We start from the raw sequence: 18,562 nt of genomic DNA, 5'->3' as shown, positions 1-18,562 counted from the left end.
CGTGCAGCACGGCAAGCGCGGTCCCGCCTTCTGGATCCTCGGCGCCTTCTTCTGCCTGTTCGTGCTGTTCCTCTACGGGCCGACGCTGACCATCCTCATCCTGTCGTTCCAGGGTCCGTCCGGCGGGCTCACCTTCCCGATGAACGGCGTGTCGCTGCACTGGTTCAAGAACCTGTTCGAGAAGCAGATGGTCGGCGACTTTGCGGGCTCCTTCCAGCGCTCGATGGCGCTGGGTGCCGCGACCATGGTCGTGACGGTGATCGCGTCGTTTTCCGCCGGGCTTGCGTTTCGCTTCTCGCGCTTCCGCGGATCCGGCATCATCTTCTACCTCGCCATTGCCAGCCTGATCGTTCCTTCGATCTTGATCAGCCTGGGCATCGGACTGTTGTTCCGCGTCCTGGGCTGGGATCCGGCCTGGTACAGCTCCGCTTTTGGCGCCCACCTCACCTGGACGCTGCCGTTCGGTCTGCTGATCATGTTCGCCGTCTTCAATCGCTTCGACCGGCGCTACGAGGAAGCGGCGCGCGACCTCGGCGCCACCTCCTGGCAGACGATCAGGCACGTGGTGGTGCCCATTCTGCTGCCCAGCCTGATCGGCGTCGGCTTGTTCGGGTTCACGCTGTCCTACGACGAGTTCGCCCGCAGCCTCTACACTGCCGGCACCTTCAACACGCTGCCACTCGAAATCTACGGCATGACGACCAACGTGACGACGCCGGTGCTCTATGCGCTGGGCACCGTGACCACGATGATCTCGCTGGTCGTCATCGCGCTGGCGCTGGGCGCCGCCGCGTGGCTGGGCCGGCGCAACCGCCGCCGCCTCGGCGGCTGAGCGCGTGCCACGCCGCACGCTGAACGCTCCGGCCCCTGCGATGGCGGCCGACCGGGTCTACGACGCCATCTACGCCGCGGTGATCGACCACCGCCTGCCGCCCGGCGCGCGGCTGCGCGAGGAAGAGCTGGCGCAAACCTTCGCCGTCTCGCGCACCCTGGTGCGCCAGGCGCTGCACCGGCTGGCCCAGGACGGCGTGGTGGTGCTGCGGCCCAATCGCGGAGCGCAGGTGCCCGAGCCGACGCGCGCCGAAGGCGCGCATGTGTTCGACGCGCGCCGCGTGGTCGAGTGCGAGGTGGTGCGCCGCCTGGCCGGCTCGCTGGAGAAGGCGCAGGTGGCCGGCCTGAAACGCCTCGTCGATGCCGAGGAGCGGGCTACCAAGGCGGGCGACCACAGGGAGGCGATCCGCCTGTCCGGCGCCTTCCATGTGGAGCTGGCGCGGCTGAGCGGCAACCCGCTGTTCGTGCGCATGCTCGAGGAGCTGTTGCCCACCACCTCGCTGCTGATGGCGCTGTACAAGCCGCCGGGCGAACCGATGTGCGTGGCGCACAGCCACCGCGTGCTGCTGGGCAAGCTCGAGGCCGACAGCGCTGCCGCCGCGGCCACCGAGATGCGCCGCCACCTCAACGAGATCGAGCGTTCGCTGGACGCGCCGGCCGCCCGTGCTACACCTGCGCTGCGCGATGTCTTCGCGCCCTACCGGGAGGATGCATGAGCGAACCCTACGGTGCGCTGCCGGGCCACGACCGCTTCGACTACTCGGGCATCGGTGAGCGCATGCGCTTCGTCTGGCCCGGCGGCGCGAAGCTGGCCTTCTACATCGGCTTCAACATCGAGCACTTCGCCTTCGGCGAGGGCCTGGGCGCGACGCTGGCGCCTTCCGCGCCGGTCGACGTGCTGAACTACGGCTGGCGCGAGTACGGCAACCGCGTCGGCGTGTGGCGCTGCCTCGACCTGTTCGACGACCTGTCGCTGCCGGTGGGCGCGCTGGTCAACACCGCGCTGTACGACCACTGCCCGCAGGTCGTGATGGCCTTCGCCGAACGCGGCGACGAACTGATCGCCCACGGCCACACCAATGCCGAGCGGCAGGGCGGCTGGCCCGAGGCTCAGGAGCGCGCGCTGCTGCAGCAGTGCCGCAACCGCATGACGCAGGCGCATGGCCGTGCGCCGCAGGGCTGGCTGTCGCCGTGGATCTCGGAGAGCGCGCACACGCCCGACCTGCTGCGCGAGACCGGCTACCGCTACACGCTGAACTGGTGCCACGACGACCAGCCGGTGCCGATGCGCACGCGTGGCGGGGGCACGCTGTGGTCGGTGCCCTATCCGCAGGAGCTCAATGACATCCCGATGATCGTGGCACGCCAGTTGGACGGCAAGGATTTCGCGCAGATGATCGTCGACCAGTTCGACGAGATGCTCGAGCAGACGCAGCGCAACGACGACGCGCCCTCGCTGGTGATGGGCCTGGCGCTGCACCCCTACCTGGTCGGCCAGCCCTACCGGCTGCGCCACCTGCGGCGCGCTCTTCAGCACGTGGCTCGGCACGCCGATCACGAGGTGTGGATCACCACGCCGGGGGCCATCGTCGACGCGGTGGCCGGCCCGGCCGCTTGAATCGCGGCGACGCGCCACCATCTTCGCGACCTCGGGCACGTTTGCCCGGCTGGAGTGTGGCGATGCTGGAAACGGTCACGGTGGTCGCGGCCAACCCCTGGTGGTGGTTGCTGGCCCTCTCGCTGATGGCGGTGGGCGTGGCGGGGGCGATCCTGCCGGTGCTGCCCGGCGCCATCCTCGTGCTCGCCGGCGTGGGGCTGGGCGCCTGGATCGACGGCTTCGCCAAGGTGTCGGGCTGGACGGTCGGCTTCATCGCGCTGCTCGCCGTGCTGGCCTGGGCCACCGACTACGTGGCGGCGCTGCTCGGCGCGAAGAAGGCCGGCGCGAGCCCGGCGGCGGTGGCGGGTGCGGCCCTCGGCACGCTGCTGGGCATCTTCACCGGCTTCGTCGGCCTGCTGTTCATGCCGCTGGCGGGTGCGATGGCGGGCGAGTACTGGAGCCAGCATCGCAAGCTCGGCGGCTTCGCCAGCCCGGCCGACCATGCGCTGGCCGGCCGCCAAGCCACCCGCGTGGGCGTGGCCACCTGGGTCGGCCAGTTGCTCGGCACCGTTGTCAAGCTGGTGCTCGTGTTCCTGATGATCGGCGTGTTCGCCGTCGCCTACATCGTCTAGGCGCTCAGGCCGGCGCGAAGCGCAGCACGCCGTCAGCGCCGAGTTCGCGCTTCAGTTCGCCGCGCAGCCACAGCGCGTTCAGGTGGGCGATCGACTCGCCCATCGCGAAGGTGGTCTGGTGCAGGTCCAGCGGCCGGCGGAAGAGCACCGGCAGCAGGCTCGCCGCAGTCTGCGGCGCCTGCGCGCAGGCGGCCATCAGGTCGGCGAATCGTTCGTCGTGGTGCGCCACCAGCTGCCCGACGCGGGTGTGCAGGCCGCGGAAGGGCTTGCCGTGCGAGGGCAGCACCAGCGTCTCGGCGGGCAAGGCCAGCATGCGGCCGATCGAGGACAGGTACAGCGGCAACGGGTTGGCCTCGGGTTCCAGGTCGATCACGCTGACGTTGGTGGAGATGCGCGGCAGCACCATGTCGCCGCTGATCAGCACGCCCAAAGCGGCGCAGTGCAGCGAGATGTGCTCCGGCGCGTGGCCATAGCCGGCGTGGCAGGCCCAGTCGTGCTCTCCGATGCGCAGGGTGTCGCCTCCCATCAGGCGGCGAAAGCGTGCCGGCACCTGCGGCACCATGCTCGCGTAGTAGTTGCTGCGCTTGCGCACCTTGTCCACCGCGTCGGGGTCGGTCAGGCCGTGGCTGGCCATGAAGGCCGCCGCGCTCTCGCCGCCGAAGCCGGTGGTCGACTGGCTGGCCAGGCGTGCGGCGTTGAAGTCGGTGGCGCTGATCCACAGCCGCACGCCCCAGCGCTCGGTGAGCCAGTGCGCCAGGCCGATGTGGTCGGGGTGCATGTGCGTGACGATCACGCGCAGCACCGGCAGGCCCTGCAGCTCGCTCTGGAAGACTTGCTCCCAGGCGGCGCGCGTGATGTCGTTGGCGATGCCGCAATCGACGATCGCCCAGCCCTCGCGGCCGGCTTCGTCGCGATCGCGCAGCAGCCACAGGTTGATGTGGTCCAGCGCGAAGGGCAGCGGCATGCGCAGCCAGCGGACGCCGGTCGCCACCTCCAGTGTGGTGCCGGTGGACGGCAGGGTGTCGCCGAAGGTGTACTGCAGGTGGCGCTCGTCGGGATTCATGGGGGGCAGGCTTCGCTACACTTGACGTAAACGTCAATCGAGCCAGTGTAAGCCGCCATGTCCGTAGCCGCTGTCGCCCAAGCGTCGCCCTCGTCCGGTGGGGCCACCTACACCATCGGTGAACTGGCGCGCGAGTTCGATCTCACCACCCGCGCCATCCGCTTCTACGAGGATTGCGGCCTCATCACGCCGCAGCGCAGCGGCCGCAACCGCGTCTACACCGCGCGCGACCGCACCCGGCTCAAGCTGACGCTGCGCGGCAAGCGCCTCGGCCTCACGCTGGCGGAGGTGAAGGAACTCGTCGACATGTACGAGTCGCCGCGCGACACGCAGCCGCAGCTGAAGAAGTTCCTAGTCGTGCTGGCCGCGCATCGCGCCCAGCTCGAGCAGCAGATGGCCGACCTCGACGCCACGCTCGACGAGGTGCGCGCCCACGAGAAGGAAGCGCGACGCCTGCTCGCCGAGGGCGAGCGGCGCAAGGGCGGCTGAGCCGCTTTCAGAGCCGGCGGCGCCGCCGCCAGGCCAGCCAGCCCAGTGCGGCCGCGATGGCCGTGTAGTTCAGCGCCAGCGCGGCCGGTGTGTTCCAGGCCCAGCCGTCGAAGCCGCGCTGCGTGAACGGGTACAGCACGGGCACCGCGTAGTAGTCGGCCGAATGGGTGGGCACATCGATGACGATGTGCGACCACCAGCCCAGCAGTGGCAGCAGCATCGCGCGACGAAAGCGCCAGGCCAACGCCGTCACGACGCCTGCGACCACGGCGCTGTGCATGATGCAGTGCAGGTGGTGGGTCAGCAGGGCGACGATCTCCGGCAAACCCGGTTCCTGGCCTGGGAGCGCGAGCCCGAAGGTGGTCAGGTCGCTCAGGTGACCGCCGCCGACGGCGGCCCAGCCCAGCAACGGCAGCCACTGCAGCAAGTCCGGCGCCACGGCGAGCGAGACAGCCGCCACGGCCTGGGTGCGCGTGACGGCGAAACGCGGCTGCATCGCCGCGATGCCGATGGCGGCCCACAGGCCGTGCGCGAGGGTGTCCATGACGCCCCGAGTGTCGCGCGATGGCCGGGCTAGCTCACGGCTATTTCGGCGGTGCGTTGCCGCCCGGGCCCATCATCTCGGCACATTGCCCGGGCATGTCCTTCATGTGCTGGGCCATCAGCGCCTGGCGCTCTTCAGTCGTCTTCGCATTCATGATGCGCTCGTGCATGGCCTGCATTCCGTGCATTCCGTGCATGCCGCCCATCGGCCCGGCAGTGGCCGCGTCACCAGCCGGGTGGCGGTGACTCATGCCGGCGCAGCCTGACAAGGCCAGCAGCGAGGCGGACAGGGCAAGAATGGCGAGCTGACGTGATCGGTTCATGGTGATCTCCGGGGGACTCCGCGGCGGGGGCCCATGAGAACAATCTAGGCCGCCGGTACCGCGCTGCATTGCGATTCATCAGGGCAGACCCCGGCAGTCGCCGAACGCCGGCTCCGCTATCATTGACGTTTACGTAAACGTCAATTGCGCATCCGCTGCGCATGGAGGCCTTGCATGCACCCCCACGACGCCGGCTACGCCCAGCGCACGCGCGATTCCTTCGCGCGCCAGGCCGCCATGGTCACACTGGGCGCGACGCTGGAGTCGGTGGATCCGGGGCGCGTGGTGCTGGCGATGGCGCACCGGGATTCGCTGACGCAGCAGCACGGCTTCATTCATGCCGGCATCGTCTCGGCGGCGCTGGACTCGGCCTGCGGCTATGCGGCGTTTTCACTGATGCCCGAGGACGCCGCGGTGCTCACCATCGAGTTCAAGATCAACCTGCTCGCGCCGGCGCGCGGCCCGCGCTTCCGATTCGAGGGCGTGGTCATCAAGCCGGGGCGCACCATCAGCGTGGTCGACGGCCGTGCGACGCAGCACGACGAAGACGGCGGCAACGAGAAGCTGATCGCCACCATGACCGCCACCGTGATGACGGTGCGCGGCCGCGAGGCACTGAAACACTGAGGAGACCCCGCCATGAACGACCTGCCCGGACTCAACTTCCAGCTCGGCGAAGACATCGATGCGTTGCGCGACGCGGTGCGCGACTTCGCGCAGGCCGAGATCGCGCCGCGCGCCGGCGAGATCGACCAGTCGGACCAGTTCCCGATGGACCTGTGGCGCAAGATGGGCGAGCTCGGCGTGCTCGGCATCACCGTGCCCGAGGAATACGGCGGCGCCGGCATGGGCTACCTGGCGCACATGATCGCCATGGAGGAGATCAGCCGCGCCAGCGCCTCGGTGGGCCTGAGCTACGGCGCGCACAGCAACCTGTGCGTCAACCAGCTCAAACGCAACGGCAGCGAGGCGCAGAAGAAGAAGTACCTGCCCAAGCTGATCAGCGGCGAGCATGTCGGCGCGCTGGCCATGAGCGAGCCGGGCGCCGGCTCCGACGTCATCTCGATGAAGCTCAAGGCGGTCGAGAAGGGCGGCGTCTACGTGCTCAACGGCACCAAGATGTGGATCACCAACGGCCCGGACGCCGACACCATGGTCGTCTACGCGAAGACCGAGCCGGAGCTCGGTGCGCGCGGCGTCACCGCCTTCATCGTCGAGAAGGGCATGAAGGGCTTTTCCACGGCGCAGAAGCTCGACAAGCTGGGCATGCGCGGCAGCCACACCGGTGAGATGGTGTTCAACAACGTCGAAGTGCCGGCCGAGAACGTGCTGGGCACGCTCAACGGCGGCGCCAAGGTGCTGATGTCGGGCCTCGACTACGAGCGCGCGGTGCTTGCCGCCGGGCCGATCGGCATCATGCAGGCGGTGATGGACAACGTGGTGCCCTACATCCACGACCGCAAGCAGTTCGGCCAGAGCATCGGCGAGTTCCAGCTCGTGCAGGGCAAGGTGGCCGACATGTACACCGTGCTGCAGGCCGGCCGCGCCTTCTGCTACACAGTGGGCAAGAACCTCGACATGCTCGGCGCCGAGCACGTGCGCCAAGTGCGAAAGGACTGCGCCAGCGTGATCCTGTGGTGTGCCGAGAAGGCGACCTGGATGGCGGGCGAAGGCATCCAGCTGTTCGGCGGCAACGGCTACATCAACGAGTACCCGCTCGGGCGCCTGTGGCGCGACGCCAAGCTGTACGAGATCGGCGCGGGCACGAGCGAGATCCGGCGGATGCTGATCGGTCGGGAATTGTTCGCCGAGACGATGTGAGCGGGGCGGCTGCGTAAACTGCCGTGCCATGAGCACCTCCCTCGAAGAACTGTTCGAAAGCAACCGGCGCTGGGCCGCCGACACCGAGCGGCGCACGCCGGGTTTCTTCACCAGCCTGCTGGCGCAGCAGGCGCCGCAGTACCTGTGGATCGGCTGCGCCGACAGCCGCGTGCCAGCCAACGAGATCCTCGGCCTGTTGCCGGGCGATGTGTTCGTGCACCGCAACGTGGCCAACGTGGTGGTTCACTCCGACCTCAACGCGTTGTCGGTGATGCAGTTCGCCATCGACATGCTGCAGGTGCGCCACATCATGGTGGTGGGCCACTACGGCTGCGGCGGCGTGGCCGCGGCGCTGCACAACCGCCGCGTCGGCCTGGCCGACAACTGGATCCGCCACGTGCAGGACGTGCGCAACAAGCACCGCACCTGGATCGACGGCATGGAAGACGACACGCTCCGGCTCAAGGCGCTGTGCGAGCTGAACGTGCTCGAGCAGTCGCTCAACGTCTGCGAGACCACCGTGGTGCAGGACGCCTGGGAGCGCGGCCAGTCGGTGGTGGTGCACGGCTGGGTCTACGGCCTGCACAACGGCCTGCTGGAAGACCTGAAGATCACCGTGGCGAACGCCGGCGAGGTGGCGGCCGCCTACGGCCTGGCCTTGGGCGCGCTGAAGACGCGCTACGACGCCATCCGCAAGAACGGCAAGCCCTGAAGGACGGCGCGCGATGTTCCCGACCCGCCTCACCGACTCACGCGGCTTCGACATCGCGCAGGCGCTGCTCGACGGCTTCAACCGCCATTACCGGCTGTTCCGCGAGACCAGCGCGCAGGCCAAGCGCCGCTTCGAGCAGGCCGACTGGCACGGCCAGCAGCGCGCCCAGCGCGAGCGCATCGAGTTCTACGACAAGCGCGTCGACGAGGCGGCCGAGCGGCTGCAGAAGGAATTCCAGGCATCGACCCTGCCGATGGACGTGTGGCAGCAGGTCAAGCTGCACTACATCGGCCTGCTCACCAACCACCACCAGCCCGAGCTCGCCGAGACCTTCTTCAACTCGGTGACGACGAAGATCCTGCACCGCAGCTACTTCCGCAACGACTTCATCTTCGTGCGCCCGGCGGTGAGCACCGAGTACATCGAGAACGACGAGCCGGCCTCGTTGCCGACCTACCGCGCCTACTACCCGACCAAGGACACGCTGCGCGACACGCTGCTGCGCGTGATCGACAACTTCCAGCTCGCGCGCGAGTTCGAGGATCTCGGCCGCGACGTCGACCATGTGCTCGCGGCGGTGATCTCGCGGCTGGGCGAGTTCCGCATGCGGGCGAACTTCCAGCTGCAGGTGCTGTCGTCGCTGTTCTACCGGAACAAGGGCGCCTACGCGGTCGGCAAGATCATCAACGGCTTCAACGAGGTGCCGTTCGCGCTGCCCATCCTGCACACGCCGCACGGGCAGCTGGCCATCGACGCCGCGCTGTTCGGCGAGGACGACCTGCTGATGCTGTTCAGCTTCGCGCGCGCCTACTTCATGGTCGACATGGAAGTGCCCTCGGCCTGCGTGCAGTTCCTGCGCTCGATGATGCCGCGCAAGCCCAAGAGCGAGCTGTACAACGCCATCGGCCTGCAGAAGCAGGGCAAGAACATCTTCTACCGCGACCTGCTCTACCACCAGCGCCACAGCAGCGACAAGTTCCGCATCGCGCCGGGCATCAAGGGCATGGTGATGCTGGTGTTCGACCTGCCGAGCTACCCCTACGTGTTCAAGGTCATCAAGGATTTCTACCCGCCGCCGAAGGAGACCTCGCGCGAGCTCATCAAGAGCAAGTACCTGCTGGTGAAGACGCACGATCGCGTGGGCCGCATGGCCGACACGCTGGAGTACAGCAACGTCGCCTTCCCGCGCTCGCGCTTCGAAGAGGAACTGATCGCCGAGCTCCAGCACTACTGCCCCAGCCTGCTCGAGGAAGACGGCGAGACGCTGGTGATCCGCCACGTCTACATCGAGCGGCGCATGATCCCGCTGAACATCTACCTGCAGGAGGCCAGCCCGCGGCAGATGGAGCACGCCGTCATCGAGTACGGCAACGCCATCAAGGACCTGGTGCGCGCCAACATCTTCCCCGGCGACATGCTCTGGAAGAACTTCGGCGTCACGCGCCACGGCAAGGTGGTGTTCTATGACTACGACGAGATCGAGTACCTGACCGACTGCAACTTCCGCCGCGTGCCCGAGCCGCGCAATGAGGAGGAAGAGATGTCCGGCGAGATCTGGTACCACGTCGGCCCGCGCGACGTCTTCCCGGAGACCTTCGGCCCCTTCCTGCTCGGCAACACGGCCGTGCGCGAGGTGTTCCTGAAGCACCACGCCGACCTGCTCGACGTCGCCTTCTGGCAAGGCCACAAGGAGCGCATCCTCGCCGGCCACGTGCACGACGTGTTTCCCTACGAGCAGCGCAAGCGCTTCCGCCACCAGGCGCACACCGAGGCCGAGGCGCTCGAGGCCGGCATCTGAGGCGCTGATGAACTGGCGCGACGCCTTCGAATTCGCCAGCTTCGTCGTGACGGTGGTGGCGCTGCCGTTCGCGGTGTGGGTGTTCCTGGCCGAGCAGCGCAAGGAGCGCGAGAACGAGGAGGAAGAGGCCTACCAGCACCTCTCCGACGCGTACAACGAGTTCCTGAAGATCGTGCTGGCCAACTCCGACCTGCAGCTGCGCACGACCAGCGCGCTGCCCAGCCCCACACCCGAGCAGAACGACCGCATGCTGGTGATCTTCGACATGCTGATCTCGCTGTTCGAGCGCGCCTACCTGGTCGCGTTCAAGGAGACCATGTCGCCCACCGAGCAGCGGCGCTGGAACTCGTGGGACGACTACATGCGCGAATGGTGTCGCCGAGACGACTTCCACAACGCGCTGCCCCTGCTGCTGCGCGGCGAAGACCCGCAGTTCCAGAGCTACATCAAGCGTGTCGCGCAGGAGGAGCGCGCCACATCCCTCATCCCCTCTTGAAGGAGCCTCTCATGCCTGATTCCATCGTCATCGTCTCCGCCGCCCGCACGCCCATCGGTGGCCTGCTCGGCGACTTCTCCAACCTCGCTGCCTGGGAACTGGGCGCGGTGGCCATCAAGGCCGCGGTCGAGCGCGCCGGCGTGCCCGGCGACGCCGTCGACGAGGTGCTGTTCGGCAACTGCCTGATGGCCGGCCAGGGCCAGGCACCGGCGCGCCAGGCGATGCGCAAGGCCGGCCTGCCCGACAGCACCGGTGCCGTCACGATGAGCAAGATGTGCGGCTCGGGCATGCGCGCGATGATGTTCGCCAACGACATGCTGGCCGCCGGTTCGGCCAACGTGGTGCTGGCGGGTGGCATGGAGAGCATGACCAACGCGCCGCACCTGATGTTCGCGCGCAAGGGCATCAAGTACGGCGCCAGCGCCGTCTACGACCACATGGCCCTGGACGGCCTGGAAGACGCCTACGAGCGCGGCAAGGCGATGGGCGTGTTCGCCGAGCAGTGCGTGGGCAAGTACAACTTCACCCGCGAGGCGATGGACCAGTTCGCCATCGCCTCCACCCAGCGCAGCAAGAAGGCCAACGAGGACGGCAGCTTCGACTGGGAGATGGCCCCTGTCACGCTGCCGGGCAAGGCCGGCGACACCGTGATCAAGTGGGACGAGCAGCCTTTCAAGGCCAAGCTCGACAAGATCCCGGGCCTGAAGCCCGCGTTCAAGAAGGACGGCGCGATCACTGCCGCCACCTCGTCGAGCATCTCCGACGGCGCCGCCGCGCTGGTGCTGATGCGCGAGTCGACCGCCAAGGCGATGGGGCTCAAGCCGATCGCGCGCATCGCCGCCCATGCCGTGCACGCGCAGGCACCGGACTGGTTCACCACCGCGCCGGTGGGTGCGATCGAGAAGGTGCTGAAGAAGACCGGCTGGGCCGTGAAGGACATCGACCTGTGGGAGGTCAACGAGGCCTTTGCCGCGGTGACGATGGCGGCCATGGCCGAGTTCAAGCTGCCGCACGAGATCGTCAACGTGCACGGCGGCGCCTGCGCGCTCGGCCACCCGATCGGCGCCTCCGGCGCGCGCATCGTCGTCACGCTGCTCGGCGCCTTGCGCAAGCAGGGGAAGAAGAAGGGCGTGGCCGCGCTTTGCATCGGCGGCGGCGAGGCGACGGCGCTGGCCGTGGAGATGCTTTGAGCCACGCCTTGATCATCGGCGCGTCGCGGGGCATCGGCGCGGAGTTCGTGCGCCAGTACCTCGCCGACGGCTGGAAGGTCACGGCCACGGCACGCAGAGAGGAAGCGCTCGCCGCGCTCCACGCGCAAGGCGCCACGGCGATCACACTCGACGTCACCAGCGCCGAGAGCACCTCGCGCCTGGCCTGGCAGCTCGATGGCGCGGCCTTCGATGTGATCGTGCATGGGGCCGGCGTGCTGCAGCGCCAGACCGGCCTGGCGCCGCCCACCGACGCGGACTTCGACCACACCATGCATGCCAACGTGCTGGCACCGATGCGCGTGCTGCCGCAGCTGGCCGACATGCTCGCGCCGGGCGCGAAGCTGGCATTGCTGTCGTCGAAGATGGGTTCGATCGGCATGCGTGCGGCCACCGGCAGCTGGCTGTACCGCGCCTCGAAGGCGGCGGCGAACTCGGTGCTCAAGGACATCTCGCTCGAGTGGGCCGGCAAGGCCTGCTGCGTGAGCTTCCACCCCGGCTGGGTGCGCACCGACATGGGCGGCTCGGGCGCCGACATCACGGCCGAGCAGAGCGTGGCCGGCATGCGCGGCGTGATCGCCGCGCTGGCGCCCAAGGACAACGGACGCTTCCTCAACTACGACGGCAGCGCGATCGACTGGTGAGGGGGAACCGATGCTCTTGAGCGACGATCATCTCGCGGTGCAGGACGCCGTGCGCAGCTACGTGCAGGACCAGATCGCGCCGCACGCCGCGCGCTGGGACAAGGAGCACCACTTCCCGGCCGAGGAGCTCAAGGGCCTGGCGGCGCTCGGCTGCTACGGTGTGGCCGTGCCCACCGAATGGGACGGCGCCGGGCTCGACTACCTGGCCCTGGCCATCATCCTGGAGGAGATCGCCGCCGGCGACGGCGGCACCTCCACCGTGGTGAGCGTGAACAACTGCCCCGTGTGCTCGATCCTGATGGCCTGGGCGAACGACGCGCAGAAGGAGCGCTGGCTCAAGCCGCTGGCGCGCGGCGAGATGCTCGGCGCCTTCTGCCTGACCGAGCCGCATGTCGGCTCGCAGGCCGACGGGCTGAAGACCACCGCGGTGCGGGATGGTGCTGACTACGTGCTCAACGGCGTCAAGCAGTTCATCACCAGTGGCAAGCACGGCGACGTGGCCATCGTCATGGCCGTCACCGACAAGGCAGCGGGCAAGCGTGGCATCAGCGCCTTCATCGTGCCCACCACCGCGCCCGGCTACACCGTGGCGCGGCTGGAAGACAAGATGGGCCAGCACAGCAGCGACACCGCGCAGATCCTGTTCGAGAACTGCCGCGTGCCGGCCGCGAACCTGATTGCTGACGAAGGCATGGGCCTGAAGATCGCCTTGTCGGGCCTGGAGGGCGGACGCATCGGCATCGCCGCGCAGAGCGTGGGCATGGCGCGCGCCGCCTTCGAGGTGGCGCTGGCCTACTCGAAGGAGCGCGTCGCCTTCGGCCAGCCGATCTTCGAGCACCAGGCGGTGCAGTTCCGCCTCGGCGAGATGGCCACGCAGATCGAGGCGGCGCGCCAGCTGATACACCATGCCGCGAGCCTGAAGGACGCCGGCCGGCCCTGCCTGAAGGAGGCGGCGATGGCCAAGCTGTTCGCCAGCGAGATGGCCGAGCGCGTGTGCAGCGCGGCGATCCAGACGCTGGGCGGCTACGGCTACGTGAGCGACTTTCCGGTCGAACGGATCTACCGTGACGTGCGCGTGTGCCAGATCTACGAGGGCACCTCGGACGTGCAGAAGATCCTCATCGGCCGCGCGCTGGCATAGTTCGCACCGCAGACGGTGCGAACAACATGAACATCATCATTCTCGGGGCAGGCCGCGTCGGCGAAAGCGTGGCCGAGAGCCTGGTGTCGGAGCAGAACGACATCACGGTGATCGACACCAACCCGCAGCGCCTGCGCGAACTGCAGGATCGACTGGACCTGCGCGGCGTGACCGGCAACGGCATCCAGCCCTCGGTGCTGCAGGCCGCCGGCGCGGCCGACGCCGACATGCTGATCGCCTGCGCGCCGCTGGACGAGACCAACCTGGTCGTCTGCAAGGTGGCGCACGACGTGTTCAACATTCCCACCACGATTGCTCGCCTGCGCTCGCCGGAGTTCGTCCACGGCAGCGAGCTGATGGCCAAGACCGGTTTCGCCGTCGACCAGGTGATCTGCCCCGAGGAGTCGCTCACCACCTACATCCGCAAGCTGATCGAGTACCCGGAGGCGCTGCAGGTGCTGGAGTTCGCCGACGGCGCTGTCAGCCTGATCGCGGTGCGTGCCGTCAGCGGCGGGCCGATGGTGCGGCACGTGATCAGCGAACTGCCCCAGCTCGTGCCCCATGTCGAGATGCGATTCGTCGCCATCTACCGCAGTGACGAAGTGGGCGTGGACCGCCAGGTGGTCTGCGACGGCACCACGCGCATCGAGCCCGGCGACGAGGTGTTCGTGCTCGCGGCCACGCGCGACATCCGCCGCGTGCTCGATGCGCTGCGCCGGCGCGACGAGCCGGTGCGCCGCGTGATGATCGCCGGCGGCGGCCGCGTCGGCTTGCGGCTGGCGCGCGAGATCGAGTCGGACTGCCGGGTGAAGATCATCGAAACCAACGCCATTCGCTGCGAGTACCTCAGCACGCAGCTGAGCAGCGAGACGCTGGTTCTGCAGGGAGACAGCACCGACGAGGATCTTCTCGAGGACGAGAACGTGCAGGATACGGACCTCTTCCTCGCGCTGACCAGCGACGACGAGGACAACATCATGGCCTGCCTGCTGGCCAAGCGCATGGGCGCGCGACGCGTGCTCTCGCTGATCAATCGCCGCGCCTACGCCGACCTGGTGCAGGGCACGCAGATCGACATCGCCCTGTCGCCGGCGCAGACCGTCATCGGCGAACTGCTCGCGCACGTGCGGCGCGGCGACGTCGAGGCCGTGTACAGCCTGCGCCGCGGCTCGGCCGAGGCGCTGGAGGCGGTGGCGCACGGCGACCGCCGTTCCTCCAAGGTGGTCGGCCGGCGCATCGACGAACTCCCGCTGCCGCCGGGCACGCAGATCGGCGCGATCGTGCGAGGGGATGCTGCCGATGGAGGTACACGTCAGGTCATCATCCCGCACCACGACACGGTGATCGAGAGCGACGACCACGTCATCGTGTTCGTGCCGCGCAAGCGCATGGTCCGCGACATCGAGAAGCTCTTCCAGGTCGGCGCGACCTTCATGTTCTGAGCCATGGCGAGCCTGCTGCGCGTCCTGCCGGTCCTCGCGGCCGTATTGATGGTCTTCGGCGTCACGATGGCCGTGCCGCTGTCTTTCGCACTGTTCGGCCAGGATGGCGCGCTGGCCGCACATGCTCAGGCGATGGCCATCACCTTCGGCGCCGGGCTGGCGCTGTTCATCACCACGAGAAGGCGTCGCCGCGAGCTGCAGCCGCGCGACGGCTTCCTGCTCGTGACGCTGGTGTGGTCGGTGCTGCCGGCCTTCGGCACGCTGCCCTTGATGCTGCACCTTCCGGAACTGAGCTTCACCGACGCCTACTTCGAAGCCGTCAGCGGCCTGACCACCACCGGCGCCACGGTGCTCACCGGATTGGAGAGACTGCCGACCTCGATCAACGTGTGGCGTTGTTTCATGGTGCTGATCGGCGGCATGGGCATCATCGTGCTGGTCGTGGCCATCCTGCCGCTTCTCGGGGTGGGCGGCGCGCAGCTGTTCAAGGCCGAGTCGGCAGGGCCGATGAAGGACCAGAAGCTCACACCGCGCATTGCGGAAACGGCGCGCGGTCTGTGGACCGTCTACTTCGCGCTGGCGTCCGTGTGCTTCTTCGCCTTCCATCTCGCGGGGATGGGCTGGGCCGATGCCTTCATGCACATGTGCAGCACCATGGGTCTGGGCGGCTTCTCGTCCTATGACGCGAGCTTCGGTGCGTTCGACTCTGCGGCCATCGAAGCGGTAGCGATCTTCTTCATGTTGCTGTCGGGCGTGAACTTCGCGCTGTACTTCGTGGTCTGGCGCAGGCGCTCGCTGCTGCCGTTGTGGCTAGACATCGAGGCGCGCGCCTTTCTCGCGCTGATGGTTGGCTCGGTCCTGCTGGTCACGCTGTTCCTGCTTGCGCATGGTGTCTACCCGGACTTCGCCGTGGCCTTGCGGCACGCCGCCTTCAGCGTCGTGTCGGTGGCCACGACCACCGGCTTCGCCACCGTGGACTACGGCCAGTGGCCGCTGTTCGCGCCAGTGCTGATGCTGTTCCTGTGCGGCTTCGCCACCTGTGCCGGATCCACAGGCGGCGGTATCAAGCTGATCCGATCGCTGGTCATGCTCAAGGCGGCCAAGCGGGAGCTCACGCGCATCGTTCACCCCCGCGCTGTCGTGCCTGTGACGCTGGGCGGCGCGCTGGTGTCCAACCAGGTGATCTTCTCCGTGCTGGCCTTCATGCTGATCTACGGAGGCGTGATGGTGGCGGCGACGCTGCTGCTGCTGTTCACCGGGCTGGATATCGTCAGCGCCTTCACCGCGGTGGTGGCCTGCATCAACAACACCGGCCCCGGACTCGGGCAGGTCGGGCCCGCCGGCAACTACCAGGGGCTGAGCGATCTGCAGACCTGGGTGTGCAGCGTGGTCATGCTGCTCGGCCGGCTGGAACTGCTGTCGGTGCTGGTGCTCTTCACGCCGCAGTTCTGGCGCGGCTGAGCCTCAGTCCTTCGGCAGGTAGCGCGCGTCCGACCACGTGGCCAGCCATTCCGGCTTGAAGGCCACGAAAATCGCCACCAGCATGCCGGTGGAAAAGGCCTCGCCCCAGGCCATCAGCCAGTGGCCGAGCAGCACCGAGCCGAGTTCGGTGCTTTCGGGCGGCGGCTGCACGTAGGCCGACATCGTGCCGGCGGCCATCATCGCCAGGGCGGTGACGATGAAGCCGCGTCCGAGGATGAACACGAACGGGTGGTGGGGAAGCCAGCGTCGCGTTGCCAGGCCGATGAACAGGGCCAGCGTGGCGGCCACCATGCCATTCCAGGCCAGATGGTCGAGGGCTTGCGGCCAGGCGATGCCTCCCAGCCAAGCGCCGATCGCGGCAATCGGCAACAGGCTCAGCACGGCCAGCGGCCAGCCGACCATCAGCACCAGCAGGCAGGCCCCGGACAGCTGCACCGACACGCCGCCGGGCATGACGCGCTGCGCCGCCCACACCCAGGGCAGCAGCACCAGGCAGGCCAACCACGGCTGCAACACGCCATCGGCGCGCAAGGCCCGCCACGGCCGCAGCGCGAGCGCAACGGCCAGCGCGAAGATCACCAACGCAAGCGACAAACCCATCGAGTGCATGCTAGCCGCCATGTCCGGCGGCGGCATGACGCGGCGCAAGCAGGCCGGCCCTGTTCCCGGGTGAGGGAAATCGACCACGCGAGCCTCATCGGCAGGCGCTACGCTGTCACCCATGACGACCCTGCCGCGCCCGATCGACTTCTACTTCGACTTCTCGTCGCCGTACTCGTACATCGCCTCCGAATGGATCGATGCGCTGGCGGCTCGCCACGGCCGCACGGTGAACTGGAAGGCCATCCTGCTGGGCGCCACCTTCCAGGCCGCCGAGCTGAAGAGCCCGGTGTCGTACCCGATCAAGCGCGAGTACTCGCTGCACGACTTCGAGCGCTCGGCGCGGTTCGCCGGCGTGCCGCTGAAGAACCCGGACGCCTTCCCGATCCCGACGCAGAACGCGGCGCGCGTGTTCTGGTGGCTCGCCGACCAGGGCGGGGACCGCGCCACCCAATGGGCGCGCAACTGCCTGCGCGCCTACTTCGCGCGCGGCGTCGACCTGAGTGACCCGCAGCAGCTGCGCCAGCTCGCCGAAGACTTCGGCATCGGCGCCGATGCGGCCGAAGCCGTATGGAACGACACCACCTGGAAGCTGCGCCTGAAACAGGAGAACGAGGCGGCCATCGCCGCCGGCGTGTTCGGCGCGCCGTTCTTCATGGTCGATGGCGAGCCCTTCTGGGGCAACGACCGACGGCCGCAGATCGAGCGCTGGCTCGAGAAGGGACCCTTCTGACATGAAGAAGACAGCGGCCTCCCTCGTCGAGGAGGCGATGGCCCAGGTCACCACCTACACGGTGGAGCAGGCGCGCGCGCTGCACGGCCACCCTGGCGTGGTGTTCGTCGACATCCGCGACGTGCGCGAGCTCGAGCGCGAGGGCGTGATTCCCGGCTCGGTGCATGCGCCGCGCGGCATGCTGGAGTTCTGGGTCGACCCGGCCTCGCCCTACCACCGCGACGTGTTCGCGCAGGACAAGGAGTACGTGCTGTTCTGCGCCGCCGGCTGGCGCTCGGCGCTGGCGACGAAGACGCTGATGGACATGGGCATGGAGCGTGTCGCCCATGTCGACGGCGGCTTCGGCGCCTGGAAGACCTCCGGCGCGCCCACTGAGGCCAAGCCCGTCCACGCGGCGAAGAAGGGCTGAGCCATCGTGCTGTCGCTGGCCGGCCAACTGCGCATCCAGGCGCGCGCCAACCGCCTGGCCAATCACCGCCTGCACCGCGCCATGGCGGCCATGAGCGATGCCGAGTTCCAGGCGCCGCGCGTGAGCTTCTTCGGCAGCCTGGCCGCCACGCTGAACCACATCCTGGCGGTCGACCAGTACTACATCGGCGCTCTGCACGGCGAGCCCGGGTTGCCGCAGCAGTACGCCGCCTTCGTGCCCGCCGCCACGCTCGCCGAGCTGGCGCCGCGCCAGCGAGCCAGCGACGAGCGGCTGATCGCCTGGTGCGACGCACTCGATGACGCCGGCTGCGATGCGATCGTCGACATGGACCGCGGCCGCGAGGTTCAGCGCGACCGTGCCGCCCACGTGCTGGCGCACCTGTTCATGCACCAGACCCACCACCGCGGCCAGCTGCATGGGATGCTCTCGACGATGGGCCTGGCGCCGCCGCAGCTCGACGAGTTCCTCATGCCCAGTGATGCGTCGCTGCGCAGCGCCGACATGGCCGAACTCGGCTGGCGCGAGCCCGACATCTACGGGTAAGCCGCAGGGGCCGACGCGGGCCGGCCAGCCGATA

Annotated in this window: 22 protein-coding genes; 18 read left to right on the top strand and 4 right to left on the bottom strand. The window is 68.4% G+C overall.

Going from position 1 to position 18,562, the window contains the following annotated elements; all coding sequences use genetic code 11:
- Nucleotide 1 precedes the first annotated feature (1 nt).
- The 4 genes from HZ992_RS20295 to HZ992_RS20280 all read left to right on the top strand — a co-directional run bounded on the left by HZ992_RS20295 (nucleotide 2) and on the right by HZ992_RS20280 (nucleotide 3,060).
- Entirely contained in the window at nucleotides 2–832 is an 831-nt protein-coding gene (locus HZ992_RS20295) for an ABC transporter permease (RefSeq protein ID WP_209383623.1), read from the top strand.
- 40 nt (nucleotides 833–872) lie between these two features.
- Nucleotides 873–1,547 (top strand): GntR family transcriptional regulator, encoded by a 675-nt coding sequence (locus HZ992_RS20290; protein WP_209383622.1) that lies wholly within the window; start codon nucleotides 873–875, stop codon nucleotides 1,545–1,547.
- Nucleotides 1,544–2,449 (top strand): polysaccharide deacetylase family protein, encoded by a 906-nt coding sequence (locus tag HZ992_RS20285; protein ID WP_209383621.1) that lies wholly within the window; start codon nucleotides 1,544–1,546, stop codon nucleotides 2,447–2,449. Before HZ992_RS20290 ends, HZ992_RS20285 begins: the two co-directional genes overlap by 4 nt.
- 62 nt (nucleotides 2,450–2,511) lie before the next feature.
- Nucleotides 2,512–3,060: a DUF456 domain-containing protein gene (locus tag HZ992_RS20280; RefSeq protein WP_209383620.1), complete on the top strand. Its 549-nt coding sequence runs from the start codon at nucleotides 2,512–2,514 to the stop codon at nucleotides 3,058–3,060.
- A gap of 4 nt (nucleotides 3,061–3,064) precedes the next feature.
- Here the strand turns inward: HZ992_RS20280 and HZ992_RS20275 are convergent, their stop codons facing one another.
- A complete protein-coding gene (locus tag HZ992_RS20275) occupies nucleotides 3,065–4,123 on the bottom strand; it encodes an MBL fold metallo-hydrolase (RefSeq protein ID WP_209383619.1) in 1,059 nt (352 codons plus the stop codon).
- Between the two features lie 57 nt (nucleotides 4,124–4,180).
- On the opposite strand from HZ992_RS20275, the gene HZ992_RS20270 reads away from it, so the two are divergent.
- Nucleotides 4,181–4,612, top strand: a complete 432-nt coding sequence (locus HZ992_RS20270; protein WP_209383618.1) for a MerR family transcriptional regulator — start codon at nucleotides 4,181–4,183, stop codon at nucleotides 4,610–4,612.
- Between the two features lie 7 nt (nucleotides 4,613–4,619).
- Here HZ992_RS20270 and HZ992_RS20265 read toward each other — a convergent pair whose 3' ends face one another.
- Entirely contained in the window at nucleotides 4,620–5,156 is a 537-nt protein-coding gene (locus tag HZ992_RS20265; protein WP_209383617.1) for a hypothetical protein, read from the bottom strand.
- Nucleotides 5,157–5,196: 40 nt separating this feature from the next.
- Complete coding sequence (locus HZ992_RS20260) at nucleotides 5,197–5,478, bottom strand: hypothetical protein (protein ID WP_209383616.1); 282 nt, start codon at nucleotides 5,476–5,478, stop codon at nucleotides 5,197–5,199.
- A 174-nt stretch (nucleotides 5,479–5,652) separates the two neighbouring features.
- On the opposite strand from HZ992_RS20260, the gene HZ992_RS20255 reads away from it, so the two are divergent.
- Genes HZ992_RS20255 through HZ992_RS20210 form a run of 10 tightly spaced genes read left to right on the top strand, consistent with a single transcriptional unit; the run spans nucleotide 5,653 to nucleotide 16,201 of the window.
- Nucleotides 5,653–6,105 (top strand): PaaI family thioesterase, encoded by a 453-nt coding sequence (locus HZ992_RS20255; RefSeq protein ID WP_245213134.1) that lies wholly within the window; start codon nucleotides 5,653–5,655, stop codon nucleotides 6,103–6,105.
- A gap of 12 nt (nucleotides 6,106–6,117) precedes the next feature.
- A complete protein-coding gene (locus HZ992_RS20250; protein WP_209383615.1) occupies nucleotides 6,118–7,299 on the top strand; it encodes an isovaleryl-CoA dehydrogenase in 1,182 nt (393 codons plus the stop codon).
- A gap of 28 nt (nucleotides 7,300–7,327) precedes the next feature.
- Entirely contained in the window at nucleotides 7,328–8,011 is a 684-nt protein-coding gene (gene can, locus HZ992_RS20245; RefSeq protein WP_209383614.1) for a carbonate dehydratase, read from the top strand.
- Nucleotides 8,012–8,024: 13 nt separating this feature from the next.
- Nucleotides 8,025–9,809 (top strand): bifunctional isocitrate dehydrogenase kinase/phosphatase, encoded by a 1,785-nt coding sequence (gene aceK / locus HZ992_RS20240; protein WP_209383613.1) that lies wholly within the window; start codon nucleotides 8,025–8,027, stop codon nucleotides 9,807–9,809.
- A 7-nt stretch (nucleotides 9,810–9,816) separates the two neighbouring features.
- Nucleotides 9,817–10,305: a hypothetical protein gene (locus HZ992_RS20235; RefSeq protein WP_209383612.1), complete on the top strand. Its 489-nt coding sequence runs from the start codon at nucleotides 9,817–9,819 to the stop codon at nucleotides 10,303–10,305.
- An 11-nt stretch (nucleotides 10,306–10,316) separates the two neighbouring features.
- Nucleotides 10,317–11,495: an acetyl-CoA C-acyltransferase gene (locus tag HZ992_RS20230; RefSeq protein WP_209383611.1), complete on the top strand. Its 1,179-nt coding sequence runs from the start codon at nucleotides 10,317–10,319 to the stop codon at nucleotides 11,493–11,495.
- Entirely contained in the window at nucleotides 11,492–12,157 is a 666-nt protein-coding gene (locus HZ992_RS20225) for an SDR family oxidoreductase (protein ID WP_209383610.1), read from the top strand. The genes HZ992_RS20230 and HZ992_RS20225 overlap by 4 nt, the downstream gene beginning before the upstream one ends.
- A 10-nt stretch (nucleotides 12,158–12,167) precedes the next feature.
- Nucleotides 12,168–13,298, top strand: a complete 1,131-nt coding sequence (locus HZ992_RS20220) for an acyl-CoA dehydrogenase family protein (RefSeq protein ID WP_209383609.1) — start codon at nucleotides 12,168–12,170, stop codon at nucleotides 13,296–13,298.
- The gene (gene trkA / locus HZ992_RS20215) at nucleotides 13,295–14,740 is read left to right on the top strand and encodes a Trk system potassium transporter TrkA (protein ID WP_371816833.1); all 1,446 of its coding nucleotides are present in this window, start codon (nucleotides 13,295–13,297) and stop codon (nucleotides 14,738–14,740) included. Before HZ992_RS20220 ends, trkA begins: the two co-directional genes overlap by 4 nt.
- Nucleotides 14,741–14,743: 3 nt before the next feature.
- Nucleotides 14,744–16,201, top strand: a complete 1,458-nt coding sequence (locus HZ992_RS20210) for a TrkH family potassium uptake protein (protein ID WP_209383607.1) — start codon at nucleotides 14,744–14,746, stop codon at nucleotides 16,199–16,201.
- Between the two features lie 3 nt (nucleotides 16,202–16,204).
- Here the strand turns inward: HZ992_RS20210 and HZ992_RS20205 are convergent, their stop codons facing one another.
- Nucleotides 16,205–16,822, bottom strand: coding sequence for an energy-coupling factor ABC transporter permease (locus HZ992_RS20205; protein WP_209383606.1), 618 nt, complete (start codon nucleotides 16,820–16,822; stop codon nucleotides 16,205–16,207).
- A 121-nt stretch (nucleotides 16,823–16,943) separates the two neighbouring features.
- Here HZ992_RS20205 and HZ992_RS20200 point away from each other — a divergent pair, with 121 nt between their 5' ends.
- Genes HZ992_RS20200 through HZ992_RS20190 form a run of 3 tightly spaced genes read left to right on the top strand, consistent with a single transcriptional unit; the run spans nucleotide 16,944 to nucleotide 18,528 of the window.
- Nucleotides 16,944–17,555: a 2-hydroxychromene-2-carboxylate isomerase gene (locus tag HZ992_RS20200; RefSeq protein ID WP_209383605.1), complete on the top strand. Its 612-nt coding sequence runs from the start codon at nucleotides 16,944–16,946 to the stop codon at nucleotides 17,553–17,555.
- A 1-nt stretch (nucleotide 17,556) separates the two neighbouring features.
- A complete protein-coding gene (locus HZ992_RS20195) occupies nucleotides 17,557–17,964 on the top strand; it encodes a rhodanese-like domain-containing protein (RefSeq protein ID WP_209383604.1) in 408 nt (135 codons plus the stop codon).
- Between the two features lie 6 nt (nucleotides 17,965–17,970).
- The gene (locus HZ992_RS20190; protein WP_209383603.1) at nucleotides 17,971–18,528 is read left to right on the top strand and encodes a DinB family protein; all 558 of its coding nucleotides are present in this window, start codon (nucleotides 17,971–17,973) and stop codon (nucleotides 18,526–18,528) included.
- Nucleotides 18,529–18,562: the final 34 nt, after the last annotated feature.

This window comes from Rhizobacter sp. AJA081-3 (genome assembly GCF_017795745.1).
In the GTDB taxonomy this organism is placed as follows: domain Bacteria; phylum Pseudomonadota; class Gammaproteobacteria; order Burkholderiales; family Burkholderiaceae_C; genus Piscinibacter.
This window is presented reverse-complemented; position numbering and strand designations above follow the sequence as displayed.